Genomic DNA, 13545 nt, shown 5'->3' on the forward strand with positions numbered 1-13545 from the left:
TATTTACCGACCTTTGTTTATATATAGAGGCAACCTATTACAGCAATAGAATTAAACCTAATATAAGTTTAATTTACGTAAATATTCATAATATATTATTCAGATTTTCAGCAAAATAAAACTATAGTCTCATAAATAGATTCATTATTAATGTTAAATAAAAAGTTATTAAATAATTAAAACCATTAAATCCATTACTCTAATTATGCGTAATTACGTATAAGGAGAGTAATTAGAATATTATATTGCCACTGTAATAGTGAGAGTTGGGGATGGGGGATGTAGGGATAAAAAAAAAGCCTATCATGGGCTGACAGGCAAAGACTACACACAGCAATTTGGTTAAGTAAGTTACGTTAGAAATTAAATAACATAACTTATTAATTCGTTATCGAAGAGATATTAACAGGGATATATTAAACTGTTTAAATAAGTTAATCACTCGGAACACTCTTAATAAGATATTACTTATTGTTCCCAAATGATTATTCATTCGATGGGGGGAATATTAACATAATTAAAGATAAAAACTAACAGTAGTGTGTTAAATATTGTTTCTAAATATTAATGAGAATAGATAGTCGAGAAAATATGTTCAAAATGAAACATATTTTCTCGAATTAAATGAAATTTATTTCTTCATTAAGAATTCTTCTTCAAGGAATTTTTCGGTGGCCTCTAAATTCTCACTTGGTGGAGCCACTTCATTCATCCACGCTTTGAGCAGGCTATAAGAGACAGCCAGCACCACAGGACCAATGAATAAGCCAATCATACCGAATGATAAGATACCGCCGATAACACCCACTAAAATAAGTACCATAGGAAGATCTGCACCCATTTTAATCAGCCAAGGGCGTAATACGCCATCCATTGTGGCAACCACTGCCGCCCAGACACCGAGAATGATTGCCCAGGTGGTATCCCCAGTCCAAAATAGCCATAGAACGGAAGGAACCATGACTAATAGTGGGCCAAGTTGTGCGACGCAGCAGATAAAAATCAAGACCGTCAAAATGGCGGCGTAACTAATACCCGATAGAGCTAAACCGACGCCACCTACAATGGCTTGAATTAACGCGGTAACAACCACGCCAAGTGCGACTGCACGAATAGATTGTGCTGCAAGTACCACCGCTGCGTCGCCACGGATGCCCGCAAGACGTACGGCAAAGTGACGAACACCGATTGTCACCAGCTCACCTTTATAATAGAGCAGCCCACTAAACAGTAACATTAATACGAGGTGGAATAAGAAGCGGCTGGCACTAACGGCCTGCGTTGCAAACCATCCTGCGGCTTGACCGAAATAAGGTTGAACTTTAGCCAATAACGCATTACCACCACTCGCGACTAAACTGTGCCAAGCGTAATAAAGTTTCTCTCCGACCATAGGCACTTGATTCAGCCACTCTAAATCCGGCAAGGTGATACTAGCCGGTGACTTCGCTAATTCGATAAGCGGCGCACTGTTTTGAATTATGCTGCCAATCAAAATACTGGTTGGAATAACAAAAAGAAGGAAGATCAATAGAACCATGGTCAGTGAAGCAAGCCAGCGCTTATTCCAAAGACGTGCTTGTAGTCGTAAGAGAATTGGCCAAGTAGCAATCACCATCATCCCCGCCCATACGAATCCTAAAATAAATGGGCTTAAGACCCAAAAACAGGTCGCTATCATAAAGATAATGGAGAGCAGTCCCAGGACGAGTTTGGGTAAATCCAAACGTTTTTGCGATTTTTCCATTAATGATCAATCCTTAACAAATGAAAATTCTGTGGGGTTAGGGCTTTTACAGGTGAAAATAACGTAATTATTTTTCATGCTTAAAAGAAACGATATTGTGATATGGTTTTACTGACAATGTCACCGGCAGATGCGCTATCTTTACAGGCTGCGAGGGAACACTTCAATAAACCTTGTGCCTATTGTGCTACTTAAACTAAAGATAGTACATAACGACAAATGCGATTACTCAACAACAAGAGTCATGATTAATAATGATCCCGCGTATATCTGAAGCACCACATCTTAGTCAGCTAGCTATCCAATTTCTGCACGAGCTACAACAGCAAGGTTTTACTGGTGATACTGGCACCAGTTACGCTGAGCGCTTATCCATGGCTACTGACAACAGCATTTATCAGCTATTACCACAAGCCGTCATCTTCCCTCGTTCCAGCGCTGATGTACAAATTATTACCCGCGTTGCTGGGCAAGATAAATACCGCGAATTAAGTTTCACGCCGCGTGGCGGGGGAACGGGCACCAATGGGCAATCGCTCACCGAAGGGATTGTGGTGGACATGTCCCGCTATATGAATCGAATTTTAGAAATCAACCCAGAACAGGGATGGGTAAAAGTTGAAGCTGGCGTGATTAAAGACCAACTCAACCAATTTCTAAAACCGTATGGCTACTTTTTCTCTCCGGAGCTATCCACAAGTAACCGAGCAACATTGGGCGGAATGATCAACACTGATGCCTCTGGACAGGGGTCTTTAGTGTATGGCAAAACGTCAGACCATGTTTTAGGTGTCAAAGCGATGGTTTTAGGGGGCGCTTGCCTCGATACTCGCGCTATGCCTATCGAACTCGCCCAAACGATTGCGTTAGAGGATTCAGTCGAAGGGCGTATCTATAAAACCGTTCTTGAACGCTGCTTAGAACAGCGTTCGTTAATCGAAGAAAAATTTCCAAAACTAAACCGATTTTTAACGGGCTATGACTTACGCCATGTTTTTAATGATGACCTTACTCAGTTTGATTTAACGCGAATTTTAACGGGGTCTGAAGGCTCGCTGGCGTTTATAACGGAAGCCACTCTGGATATCACGCCGCTACCGAAAGTGCGCCGTTTGGTGAACGTCAAATATGATTCGTTTGAATCCGCGTTGCGTAACGCACCATTTATGGTGCAGGCGCAAGCGCTCTCTGTAGAAACCGTCGACTCGAAGGTTCTGAATCTCGCGAAAGAAGATATTGTTTGGCACTCTGTAAAATCGCTGATCACTGATGTGCCGAATAAAGAGATGCTTGGGCTAAACATTGTTGAGTTTAGTGGCGATGATGAAGACGAAATCAATCATTTGACTGATAGCTTATGCCAACGCCTTGATGAATTGATGGCGAGCCATCAAGCGGGCGTGATTGGCTACCAAGTTTGTCATGACCTTGCTGATATTACCCGTATCTATAATATGCGTAAAAAGGCGGTGGGGTTATTGGGCAACAGCAAAGGTGCCGCGAAACCCATCCCATTTGTTGAGGATACCTGTGTACCCCCCGAACATCTTGCGGATTATATTGCGGAATTCAGAGCGCTATTGGATAGCCATAAACTGAATTACGGAATGTTTGGTCACGTAGATGCGGGTGTTTTACACGTTCGCCCAGCACTAGATATGTGCGACCCTCAGCAAGAAATGTTAATGAAGCAAATTTCGGATGAAATTGTTGCTTTGACGGCAAAATATGGTGGTTTATTGTGGGGGGAACACGGTAAAGGCTTCAGAGCGCAATATAGCCCAGAATTCTTTGGTGAAGTGCTTTACGGTGAGCTGCGCAATATTAAGGCGGCATTTGACCCTGATAACCGTTTGAACCCTGGAAAAATTTGCCCTCCAGCTGGTGTAGATGCCCCAATGAAACAGGTGGATGCAGCTAAACGTGGCACATACGATCGTCAAATCCCAATTCAAATACGCCAAGAGTTCCGCGGTGCGATGGATTGTAACGGCAACGGGCTCTGTTTCAACTTTGATGTGAAAAGCCAAATGTGCCCATCGATGAAAATTAGCCGTCAGCGTGTACATTCGCCGAAAGGTCGTGCAACGTTAGTTCGTGAATGGCTACGTTTATTGGCGGAGCAGGGCGTCACACCAGAGCAAATTGAAAAAGGCGTGAAAAGCGAATCTCCATCGTTACGTGGATTGATTGAAAAAACGCGTAACTCATGGCGGGCGAAACAGGGGGATTATGATTTTTCCCATGAAGTGAAAGAGTCAATGTCTGGGTGTTTAGCTTGTAAAGCGTGCTCGACTCAATGCCCAATTAAAATTGATGTGCCGTCTTTCCGAGCAAAATTTCTTGCTCTGTACCATAGCCGTTACTTGCGACCAGTTCGTGACCATATTGTGGCGAATGTGGAAGCCAGCGCTCCGTTGATGTCAAAAGCGCCGGGCGTTTTTAACTTCTTCTTGCGTCAAACAGTAATTCAGAAACTTAGCGAGCACACCATTGGTATGGTGGATTTACCGTTATTTTCTCAACCGACGCTGAAACAGGAGTTATCAGGGCATTCGGCGACCTCCCTGACATTGGAGCAGCTTGAAGGCATGTCTGCCAGCCAGCGTGAAAACCATGTGCTTGTGGTGCAAGACCCATTCACTAGCTATTACGATGCCAAAGTGGTGGTAGACTTTGTTCGCCTGATTGAAAAATTGGGCTATAAACCTGTGTTACTCCCATTCTCACCGAATGGTAAAGCGCAGCATATCAAAGGTTTCTTAAGCCGTTTTGCGAAAACCGCACGTAAAACATCGGACTTTTTAAATCGCGTTGCTAAACTGCAATTACCGATGGTGGGTGTCGACCCTGCATTGGTACTGTGTTATCGCGATGAATACCATGAAATTTTAGGTGAGCAACAATGTCAATTTACGGTAATGCTGGCTCATGAATGGTTAACTTCATTACCGGAACAAACCAAGAATGACGGAACGGATGAGCAGCCTTGGTATCTCTTTGGCCACTGTACCGAATCAACGGCATTACCTAATAGCGCCAACCAATGGGCGACACTGTTTTCCCGTTACGGGCGTAAACTCACAAACGTGAGTGTTGGATGCTGTGGAATGGCAGGAACGTATGGTCATGAAGTCGCTAACCTTGAAAATTCAAAAGGTATTTACAACCTGTCGTGGAAACCTGCGATAGAAAAACTGCCCCTAGAACGTTGCTTAAGTTCGGGATATTCCTGTCGTAGCCAAGTAAAACGAATGGAAAAAACGGCAATCAAACACCCAATTCAAGCCTTACTGGAGATTGTTTCATGATTTGGAAGCGTCAATTTAACTTGCAACAAATGGCGGCGATGGCTGAAAGCTGTATGTTAGGCCATATAGGGATTGAAATTACAGGTTTTGGTGATGACTACCTTGAAGGTACCATGCCAGTCGACCATCGCACCAAACAGCCTTTTGGTTTGCTACACGGTGGTGCCTCGGTTGTATTAGCTGAATCCTTAGGCTCAATCGCAGGCTACCTATGCAGTGAAGGTGATCAACGTGTAGTTGGTGTGGAAATTAACGCAAACCATATTCGTGCTGCGCGAGAAGGTGTGGTGAGAGGCGTATGCAAACCGATTCATCTGGGGCGCCGTCAGCAAGTGTGGAATATCGAAATTTTTAACGAGAAAAACCAACTGTGTTGCACCTCCCGTTTAACAACTGCCGTATTGTTTGAATAATCAGCAGTTTGTTTCTTTTGATACCCTCAGTTTATTTGAGGGTATCAATCCTATATTTATCTTTCATATCAATTCTTTATAACTTATCTAATTTATTCATTCTCATTCAATGAATGTGGTACTAAACCGAATATCACTTTATTAATTTGTGTTATTTTTATGTACTCAATAATACATAAAAAATATTATCATGAATGAGATTTATTTCTTAATTATTAATTGGTTAGATATTTCCATAAACTAAAATCCTGTCAGTAAACCGTTCTCATCGCTATAACCTCTTAAAACAAATGGTTGAAGTCATATGGGTAATCATTACCATGTCATATAGAGAAGAAATCGCTGATAACAGGCTGAAAAACCATAAGAAAAGTGAGGTCAATATGACTGGTGGTGTAGAAACATTTTCATTGGATGAAAATTCATGGCAGGGCGTCAGCCTAACCCCAAGTGCCGCTAAACAGATCAATAAGTTAGTTCTTCAAACACCGAATAGCAAAGGTCTATCCCTCGGCGTGAAACAGTCGGGATGTGCAGGTTTTGGATACGTCTTCGAGATGATTGAAAACCCAACAGATGACCACTTAGTGTTTGAACTCGATGGTGCACACTTGTATGTGCCTAAAAAAGCAATGCCATTCATTGATGGCACGGTAGTGGATTATGTCCAAGAAGGGCTTAACCATATTTTTAAATTTAATAACCCGAAAGCTCAACATGCCTGTGGGTGTGGTGAAAGCTTCGGCGTTTAACTTGTGAAGCTAGATTATGTCTCAGAGCAATGTAGAAGTTGGCGAAGATGTTCAAAGCTGGCTTGATGAAAAACGTTATAAAGAAGGCTTTTTTACCCAAGTTGCCACCGATGAGATGGCGAAAGGGCTAAATGAAGATGTGGTTCGTGCTATTTCTGCGAAGCGTAATGAACCTGAGTGGATGCTGCAATTTCGTCTTGATGCCTTTAATCACTGGAAAGGCATGGAAGAGCCACACTGGCTGAAAGCCCATTATCCAAATTTGGATTACCAAGATTACAGCTATTATTCCGCGCCATCGTGCGGGTCGTGTGATGATGCCTGTGGCTCACAGCCAGGCGCGACGCAATCAACAGGCGCTGCGGAAGAAGCGAATTACCTGACGAGTGAAGTCGAAGATGCCTTCAATCAGCTTGGCGTGCCTGTCCGTGAAGGCAGCAAAGTGGCGGTAGATGCAATTTTTGACTCCGTTTCTGTATCGACAACCTACCGTGGCGACTTAGCCAAACACGGGATTATTTTCTGTTCGTTCAGCGAAGCGATTCAAGAGTACCCTGAACTGGTGCAAAAATATTTAGGTAGCGTCGTTTCTAGCCACGATAACTTTTTTGCTGCACTGAATGCAGCCGTGGCATCGGACGGAACCTTTGTTTACATCCCGAAAGGGGTGCGTTGCCCGATGGAGTTATCGACCTATTTCCGTATTAATGCGGCAAAAACAGGGCAATTTGAACGCACAATCTTAATTGCGGATGAAGGCAGTTATGTGAGCTACATCGAAGGGTGTTCAGCACCGGTGAGAGATAGCTATCAATTGCACGCTGCGGTTGTGGAAGTGATTATCCATAAAGATGCCGAAGTGAAGTACTCGACAGTTCAAAACTGGTTCTCGGGTGGTGATAGCGAAACCGGGGGAATTCTCAATTTCGTGACTAAGCGCGCCCTGTGCGAAGGGGAAAATTCCAAAATGTCATGGACACAATCCGAAACGGGTTCTGCCATTACGTGGAAATACCCAAGCGTGATTTTAAAAGGGGACAATTCGGTTGGGGAGTTTTTCTCTGTCGCACTGACCAATGGTAACCAACAAGCGGATACGGGCACTAAAATGATCCACATCGGCAAAAATACCCGCTCAACGATTATCTCGAAAGGGATTTCGGCAGGTAAAAGCCAAAATAGTTATCGTGGGCTCGTCAAAATACTCCCGAGCGCCCATAACGCCCGTAACTTCACCCAGTGCGATTCCATGCTGATTGGTACCCAATGTGGCGCTCATACCTTCCCGTATGTGGAAGTGAAGAACAATACCGCGCAATTGGAACATGAAGCGACAACGTCGCGCATTGGCGAAGACCAGCTGTTTTATTGCTTACAACGTGGGATCAGCGAAGATGATGCTATCTCAATGATTGTTAACGGCTTCTGTAAAGATGTTTTCTCAGAGTTGCCATTAGAGTTTGCCGTTGAGGCACAAAAATTATTGGCTATCAGCTTAGAACACAGTGTGGGCTGATCCTAATCGAGTTTAGTTGCGCTTGAGCGCTAAAGGCATGTTGATATGTTAAGTATTAAAGATTTACATGTAAGTGTAGAAGGTAATGAAATCTTAAAAGGGCTGTCTCTGGAAATTAAACCGGGGGAAGTTCATGCCATTATGGGACCAAACGGTTCGGGTAAAAGTACCTTGTCCGCCACCCTAGCAGGTCGTGAAGATTACCAAATTGATAGTGGTGAAGTGACGTTTAATGGCAAGGACTTACTTGAGTTAGATCCTGAAGAACGTGCGGGTGAAGGGATTTTTCTTGCATTCCAATATCCGGTTGAAATTCCGGGTGTGAGTAACCAATTTTTCCTGCAAACGTCAGTGAATGCGGTGCGCGAATATCGCCAGCAGGAGGCGTTAGACCGCTTTGATTTCCAAGATTTTATCGAAGATAAAATCGAATTATTGGATATGCCACAAGACCTGCTCACCCGTTCAGTTAACGTGGGTTTCTCCGGTGGCGAGAAAAAACGTAATGACATTTTACAGATGGCGGCGTTAGAACCTAAGTTATGTATTTTAGATGAAACCGATTCTGGTTTAGATATTGATGCGCTAAAAATCGTCTCTAATGGTGTGAATTCACTGCGTACTCCTGAGCGCTCATTCATTATCGTGACTCACTATCAGCGCATTTTGGACTATGTAAAACCTGATTTTGTTCACGTCCTGTATCAAGGGAAAATCATCAAATCTGGTGATTTCAGTTTAGCGAAAAAACTGGAGGAGCAAGGCTATGGCTGGCTTATTGACCAACAGTGAAAGAGCAGAAAAACGCGCTGCGGTTAATGCTTTAAATCAGCAGGCAATGCGCCGTTTTGAAACGCTATATGAGCAAGGATTAGGTGGAAAATCTCAGCACGCTCAAACCCATTGGAGTCTCGCTAAACACGTTGGGCTGCCCGCTTTTCGTCATGAAGATTGGCACTATACTCCGTTAAATAGCGTGTTAAATACCCAATACCGTTTTAGCTCGCAAGAACAGCAGGCTCCGCTAAGTGATGCGCTCGCATTAGCTATCGATGCTTATCGTGTTGTGCTAGTGGACGGACGCTACAATGCGGAACTCAGTTCTGTCGATACGGGGGAATTTCAAGTTTCTCTTCTCGATAGCCAAGACTGGCTACCTGATGCGGTGAACAGCGAGATTTTCTTACATTTAACGGAATGCCTAGCCGCTCAACCGCTTATTATCCAGTTAGCTGCCAATAAAGTTGCGACTAAGCCACTCTATTTACTGAATATCTCCAGTGGCAGCCATGATCTAGACTCGGTGAACATGAGCCAATATCGCTACCATTTGACACTGGGAAATAATAGCCAGTCTCAAGTGATTGAACACTTTGTCAGTCTAGATGATAAAGCACATCTGACTGGTGGGCGATTAACGGTCGAAGTGGGTGATAATGCGCAATTTACCCACTTCAAGTTAATGACAGAAAACTCACAGGCTCAGCATTTCGCTCATAATGACATTGTGGTGGGGCGTGATAGCCAAGTGAAAAGTAGCAGCTTTTTATTAGGTGCAGGGCTAACCCGTCATCATACAAGTAGCCGTCTTGACGGTGAAAATACGGAATTTGAGTTAAACAGCCTGTTGTTGCCGCAAGGTAATGAAATAGCCGATACACGCAGCTATCTTGAGCACAATGCGGGTTATTGTAATAGCCGACAGTTGCATAAAGTGATCGCCATGGATAGCAGCAAAGCGGTATTCAATGGCATGATCAAAGTTGACCCTAAGGCGCTGAAAACAGACGGTCAAATGACTAACAATACCTTATTGCTGGGTGAAAAAGCGGAAATCGACACGAAGCCTCAACTGGAGATCTATGCCGATGACGTTAAATGTGGTCATGGGGCAACGGTTGGGCGTATCGATGATGAGCAACTTTTTTATCTACGCTCTAGAGGGATTGATAGCCAAGCGGCTAAGCAGATGATCATCAATGCATTTGCTGCTGAGTTAACAGAATCAATTACTATCGATGGGTTAAAACAGGCTGTGATGGCGAGTATTCATCAACGTTTAGCGGAGGTGTAAACCGATGCCATATGACGTTGAATCGGTCAGGCAGGACTTTCCTGCCTTAGCGCAATCAGTAAATAACCATCCATTGGTCTATTTAGATAGCGCGGCGAGTGCTCAAAAACCTCAGCAAGTTGTGGATGCGGAAAGCCAATTTACGTTGCATCAATATGCGGCAGTGCATCGTGGTGTTCATACGCTTAGCGCGAATGCCACAACGCTGGTGGAAAATGTTCGCCAAAAAGCAGCGGATTTTTTGCACGCGGCTTCCCCTGAAGAGATAGTGTTTGTTAAAGGGACAACGGAAGGGATCAACCTTGTTGCTAATAGCTTTGGGCGCCAGTTTATCCAGCAAGGCGATAATATTATTATCACTGAAATGGAGCACCATGCGAACATCGTTCCTTGGTTTATGTTGGCGCAAGAGCGTGGTTTTGAAGTACGGATCCTGCCTATTCTTGAGGATGGTACCCTTGATGTCTCTCTGCTCGCACAACTCATAGATGCGCGCACAAAGCTATTCAGTTTTACGCATATTTCTAATGTGCTTGGTACCGTTAACTCGGTGAAAAAATTGATTTCACAAGCGCGTGAAATTGCAGGCCAGCATGGAAATACACTGACTATCCTCGTGGATGGTGCGCAAGGGGCGATGCATCAGCAGGTTGATGTGCAAGCGCTGGATTGCGATTTTTATGTCTGTTCAGGTCATAAGCTATATGGACCAACAGGTATTGGGATCCTTTACGGCAAGAAGGCATTGCTTGAGAAGATGCCACCTTGGGAAGGTGGTGGGGCGATGATCCGCCAAGTCAGCCTGAAAAAAGGGATCACATTTGCTGATGTTCCATGGCGATTTGAAGCGGGTACCCCGAATATAAGTGGAATGATTGGTTTAGGTGCAGCTTTAGACTATCTCAATGGGTTGGGATTAAGTAAAACTTTTGCGTATGAAAAGCAATTGATGCAATATGCGACGGATTTGCTTAAGCAAGTGCCTTCCCTTCATTTATATGGTAATGACCAACGTGAAGGTGTGATAGCCTTTAATTTAGGTGAACATCATGCCTATGATGTTGGCGCATTTCTGGATAGATATGGGATTGCCATTCGTACTGGGCACCACTGTGCGATGCCATTAATGGAACATTATCAAGTTCCAGCGATGTGCCGTGCATCTATTGGTATTTATACAACTAAGCAAGATATCGATGCTTTGTATAATGCGTTATTGCGTATTAAACAATTACTCGGCTAAACACCGACGATATATCAAAGTAACTGTATTGCAGCACATAAAGATTGTAGCGAATAGATAGAAGGAAATATTATGTCGGCGTTACCCGATGAAGCGAAGCTATTACGCAATTTTGCACGTTGCCAAGATTGGGAAGAGCGCTATTTGTATATGATTGAACTGGGCGGGCGTTTACCGGCGTTATCTGAAGCTCAACAGGTGGATGATAACTTGATAGCGGGTTGCCAAAGCCAAGTGTGGATTGATATGCAAAAACAACCGGATGGCCATGTTGTTCTTGCTGGAGATAGTGATGCCGCGATTGTTAAAGGGTTAGTGGCGATTGTGATTATTCTCTTTCAAGGGAAAACACCTGAGCAGATCCTTGCGGTGGATGTAAAACATTTTTTCCAGCAATTGGCGCTTGAACAGCATCTTACACCTTCTCGAACTCAAGGTTTAAATGGCATGATCAAGTCGATTTTGGCGAGAGCTCACCAACTTCTTTAAGTGTTCTGTGGGAAATCTTCGGAATTTCCCACACTTTTCTTTTCTTCCTATTATTCTTATCCTAGAAAATATACCTAAGTAACTTACTGTATTTTATTGTTAAACTAACAATAACGAGACAACGTTAGCTCATATTCAAATTATTAGCGTACTAAAATATTTATTAGGTATTAAAGATATTCGAGATAGTTGCTATTATGAGCGATATTGTTTGAATTTTGTAATGAATCTTATTTTCCTTGGAGTAGGTATGAAAAGAGTTTTGACGGCGGTAAGTCTGTTTGTCATGAGTGCGGTGCTGGCACCTGCGCAGGCTAAAGATTATCCATTACCCAATAACAACACACGCCTGATCGGGGAAAATATCACCTATGTGGTGCCTAACGATGGGCGCCCACTGGAAGCTATCGCAAGCGACTATCAGATTGGTTTGTTGGCGATGTTAGAGGCGAATCCAGGAACAGACCCCTATTTACCTGAAGTGGGTAAGCCACTGATTATTCCTGCTCAAATGTTATTACCTTCGACACCGCGTACCGGTATCGTGATTAACTTGGCGGAAATGCGTCTTTATTATTACCCTGAAAATAGCCATAAAGTAGCTGTGTATCCGATTGGTATTGGTCAGCTAGGACGAGATACACCTGAAATGGTAACGTCCATTAGCCAATTGATTAAAGACCCTACATGGACACCAACCACCAATATCCGTAAACATTATGCACAACAGGGGATCACACTCCCGGCGGTGGTACCTGCTGGCCCAGAAAACCCGATGGGGCTGTATGCGTTACGCCTGTCTTATGGTCGTGGCGAATACTTGATCCACGGTACTAACGCCAATTTTGGTATTGGGATGCGTGTTAGTTCTGGTTGTATTCGTTTGCGCCCAGATGATATTAAAGCACTGTTTACCCATGTTCCAAAAGGAACTCGCGTTCAAGTTATCGATCAGCCAGTTAAATATGCAAAAGAGCCAGATGGTAGCTATTACATTGAAGTGCATCAGCCATTGTCACGTAAAGACAGTGATGATCCACAGACAATGCCAATCAAGCTCACTGAAGATTTCCAAGCGTTTTTAGCGAGTAATCCGGGAATTGATAAAGCGAAAGTTCAAGCAGAGTTGTCTAGACGTTCAGGATTGCCAGTGAGGGTGAATGTTGGGGATGATTCAGAACCGATGAAACGCGATTATCAGCAGTTAAAACCCATTGCGCCATTCACGATTACTCAACCACAACCTGTATTTGAAGGGGAAGTGAAATCTTCTATTCCAGCGAAATATCAGTCATTTAAAAGCTAATGACTGCCCGCCTTAAATGAATTTCGAAGTAAAAAATAAGGGCCTATAAAATAGGCCCTCAACAATAATTCAGCGATTAAGCTTTTCTAGATAACATCAAGCCGGACTTATTTTTTGTAAGTACGTACTTGGTTGTCCAGACGTTGGTTTGCACGAGCTGCTTCTTCTTGTGCAGTTTGTACATCAGAACGCAGAGACTGAACGTCGTTGCTCAGTTGGTCAACTTTACCGTTCAGAGTTTGCACGTCTGAAGAGAGCTTTTGCACTTCAGTGCTGTTAGAACAACCCGCCAGTAATGCTGAAGCTAATACGATAGAGCCCAGTACAATTTTAGTACGAATCATTATTTTACCCTCTAGATTGATTTATCTTGAAAATATAAAAGCAAGTAACCAAAAAATAGACTTAAGAGCGTTATCTTAAAGCTACCTCTATCCCTTTAAAACAACCTAATGTAAATTAGGGTATGGTACTTACTAAGTCTTATGCTAGTACGTAATTCAAAGTTTTGCTAGAAATACTTTATATTTAACAGGGTGAAAACGAATAAAAATTTCAATTAAGGGTTATTTAGTTTGAAATTTGAGCGAATGGTTATCGTTTTATGATTTATTTTGTAAATGTTTTGTAACCAAAATCTGGGTGAATATATCTTCGCGGATCATAACGTAACTTATTGAAATTATGTTTCGCA

11 protein-coding genes and 1 other RNA gene are annotated in these 13545 nt (G+C 43.1%); 9 read left to right on the plus strand and 3 right to left on the minus strand.

The window, feature by feature from the left end; genetic code table 11:
- Window positions 1-288 precede the first annotated feature (288 nt).
- An RNA gene (rprA, locus tag H0913_RS08285) (antisense sRNA RprA) lies at window positions 289-398 on the minus strand.
- Between the two features lie 233 nt (window positions 399-631).
- Window positions 632-1747, minus strand: a complete 1116-nt coding sequence (ydiK, locus tag H0913_RS08290) for an AI-2E family transporter YdiK (RefSeq protein ID WP_036950431.1) — start codon at window positions 1745-1747, stop codon at window positions 632-634.
- A gap of 254 nt (window positions 1748-2001) precedes the next feature.
- Here ydiK and H0913_RS08295 point away from each other — a divergent pair, with 254 nt between their 5' ends.
- The 9 genes from H0913_RS08295 to H0913_RS08335 all read left to right on the plus strand — a co-directional run bounded on the left by H0913_RS08295 (window position 2002) and on the right by H0913_RS08335 (window position 12851).
- Entirely contained in the window at window positions 2002-5058 is a 3057-nt protein-coding gene (locus H0913_RS08295) for an FAD-binding and (Fe-S)-binding domain-containing protein (protein ID WP_181478508.1), read from the plus strand.
- Window positions 5055-5471, plus strand: a complete 417-nt coding sequence (locus tag H0913_RS08300; protein ID WP_036950426.1) for a hotdog fold thioesterase — start codon at window positions 5055-5057, stop codon at window positions 5469-5471. The genes H0913_RS08295 and H0913_RS08300 overlap by 4 nt, the downstream gene beginning before the upstream one ends.
- A 383-nt stretch (window positions 5472-5854) precedes the next feature.
- Window positions 5855-6223, plus strand: a complete 369-nt coding sequence (gene sufA, locus H0913_RS08305) for a Fe-S cluster assembly scaffold SufA (protein WP_036950521.1) — start codon at window positions 5855-5857, stop codon at window positions 6221-6223.
- A 16-nt stretch (window positions 6224-6239) separates the two neighbouring features.
- Entirely contained in the window at window positions 6240-7739 is a 1500-nt protein-coding gene (gene sufB, locus H0913_RS08310) for a Fe-S cluster assembly protein SufB (protein WP_132494846.1), read from the plus strand.
- Between the two features lie 45 nt (window positions 7740-7784).
- Window positions 7785-8531: a Fe-S cluster assembly ATPase SufC gene (sufC, locus tag H0913_RS08315; RefSeq protein ID WP_036950422.1), complete on the plus strand. Its 747-nt coding sequence runs from the start codon at window positions 7785-7787 to the stop codon at window positions 8529-8531.
- Complete coding sequence (gene sufD / locus H0913_RS08320) at window positions 8506-9813, plus strand: Fe-S cluster assembly protein SufD (protein WP_154638917.1); 1308 nt, start codon at window positions 8506-8508, stop codon at window positions 9811-9813. Before sufC ends, sufD begins: the two co-directional genes overlap by 26 nt.
- A gap of 4 nt (window positions 9814-9817) precedes the next feature.
- Window positions 9818-11056: a cysteine desulfurase SufS gene (gene sufS, locus H0913_RS08325; protein ID WP_181478510.1), complete on the plus strand. Its 1239-nt coding sequence runs from the start codon at window positions 9818-9820 to the stop codon at window positions 11054-11056.
- Window positions 11057-11128: 72 nt separating this feature from the next.
- A complete protein-coding gene (sufE, locus tag H0913_RS08330; RefSeq protein WP_036950416.1) occupies window positions 11129-11545 on the plus strand; it encodes a cysteine desulfuration protein SufE in 417 nt (138 codons plus the stop codon).
- A 250-nt stretch (window positions 11546-11795) separates the two neighbouring features.
- Window positions 11796-12851 carry a L,D-transpeptidase family protein gene (locus H0913_RS08335; protein ID WP_154638915.1) on the plus strand — a complete coding sequence of 352 codons (1056 nt, stop codon included), beginning with the start codon at window positions 11796-11798 and terminating at the stop codon, window positions 12849-12851.
- 107 nt (window positions 12852-12958) lie between these two features.
- Here H0913_RS08335 and H0913_RS08340 read toward each other — a convergent pair whose 3' ends face one another.
- Window positions 12959-13195: a major outer membrane lipoprotein gene (locus H0913_RS08340; RefSeq protein WP_004263789.1), complete on the minus strand. Its 237-nt coding sequence runs from the start codon at window positions 13193-13195 to the stop codon at window positions 12959-12961.
- Window positions 13196-13545 lie beyond the last annotated feature (350 nt).

The sequence above is a fragment of the Providencia rettgeri genome (assembly GCF_013702265.1).
In the GTDB taxonomy this organism is placed as follows: domain Bacteria; phylum Pseudomonadota; class Gammaproteobacteria; order Enterobacterales; family Enterobacteriaceae; genus Providencia; species Providencia zhijiangensis.

What these genes read in the sequence shown, in the direction of transcription:
- ydiK (WP_036950431.1), bottom strand. Translation starts at nt 1,747, where the DNA reads ATGGAAAAATCGCAAAAACGTTTGGATTTACCCAAACTCGTCCTGGGA.
- H0913_RS08295 (WP_181478508.1), top strand. Translation starts at nt 2,002, where the DNA reads ATGATCCCGCGTATATCTGAAGCACCACATCTTAGTCAGCTAGCTATC.
- H0913_RS08300 (WP_036950426.1), top strand. Translation starts at nt 5,055, where the DNA reads ATGATTTGGAAGCGTCAATTTAACTTGCAACAAATGGCGGCGATGGCT.
- sufA (WP_036950521.1), top strand. Translation starts at nt 5,855, where the DNA reads ATGACTGGTGGTGTAGAAACATTTTCATTGGATGAAAATTCATGGCAG.
- sufB (WP_132494846.1), top strand. Translation starts at nt 6,240, where the DNA reads ATGTCTCAGAGCAATGTAGAAGTTGGCGAAGATGTTCAAAGCTGGCTT.
- sufC (WP_036950422.1), top strand. Translation starts at nt 7,785, where the DNA reads ATGTTAAGTATTAAAGATTTACATGTAAGTGTAGAAGGTAATGAAATC.
- sufD (WP_154638917.1), top strand. Translation starts at nt 8,506, where the DNA reads ATGGCTGGCTTATTGACCAACAGTGAAAGAGCAGAAAAACGCGCTGCG.
- sufS (WP_181478510.1), top strand. Translation starts at nt 9,818, where the DNA reads ATGCCATATGACGTTGAATCGGTCAGGCAGGACTTTCCTGCCTTAGCG.
- sufE (WP_036950416.1), top strand. Translation starts at nt 11,129, where the DNA reads ATGTCGGCGTTACCCGATGAAGCGAAGCTATTACGCAATTTTGCACGT.
- H0913_RS08335 (WP_154638915.1), top strand. Translation starts at nt 11,796, where the DNA reads ATGAAAAGAGTTTTGACGGCGGTAAGTCTGTTTGTCATGAGTGCGGTG.
- H0913_RS08340 (WP_004263789.1), bottom strand. Translation starts at nt 13,195, where the DNA reads ATGATTCGTACTAAAATTGTACTGGGCTCTATCGTATTAGCTTCAGCA.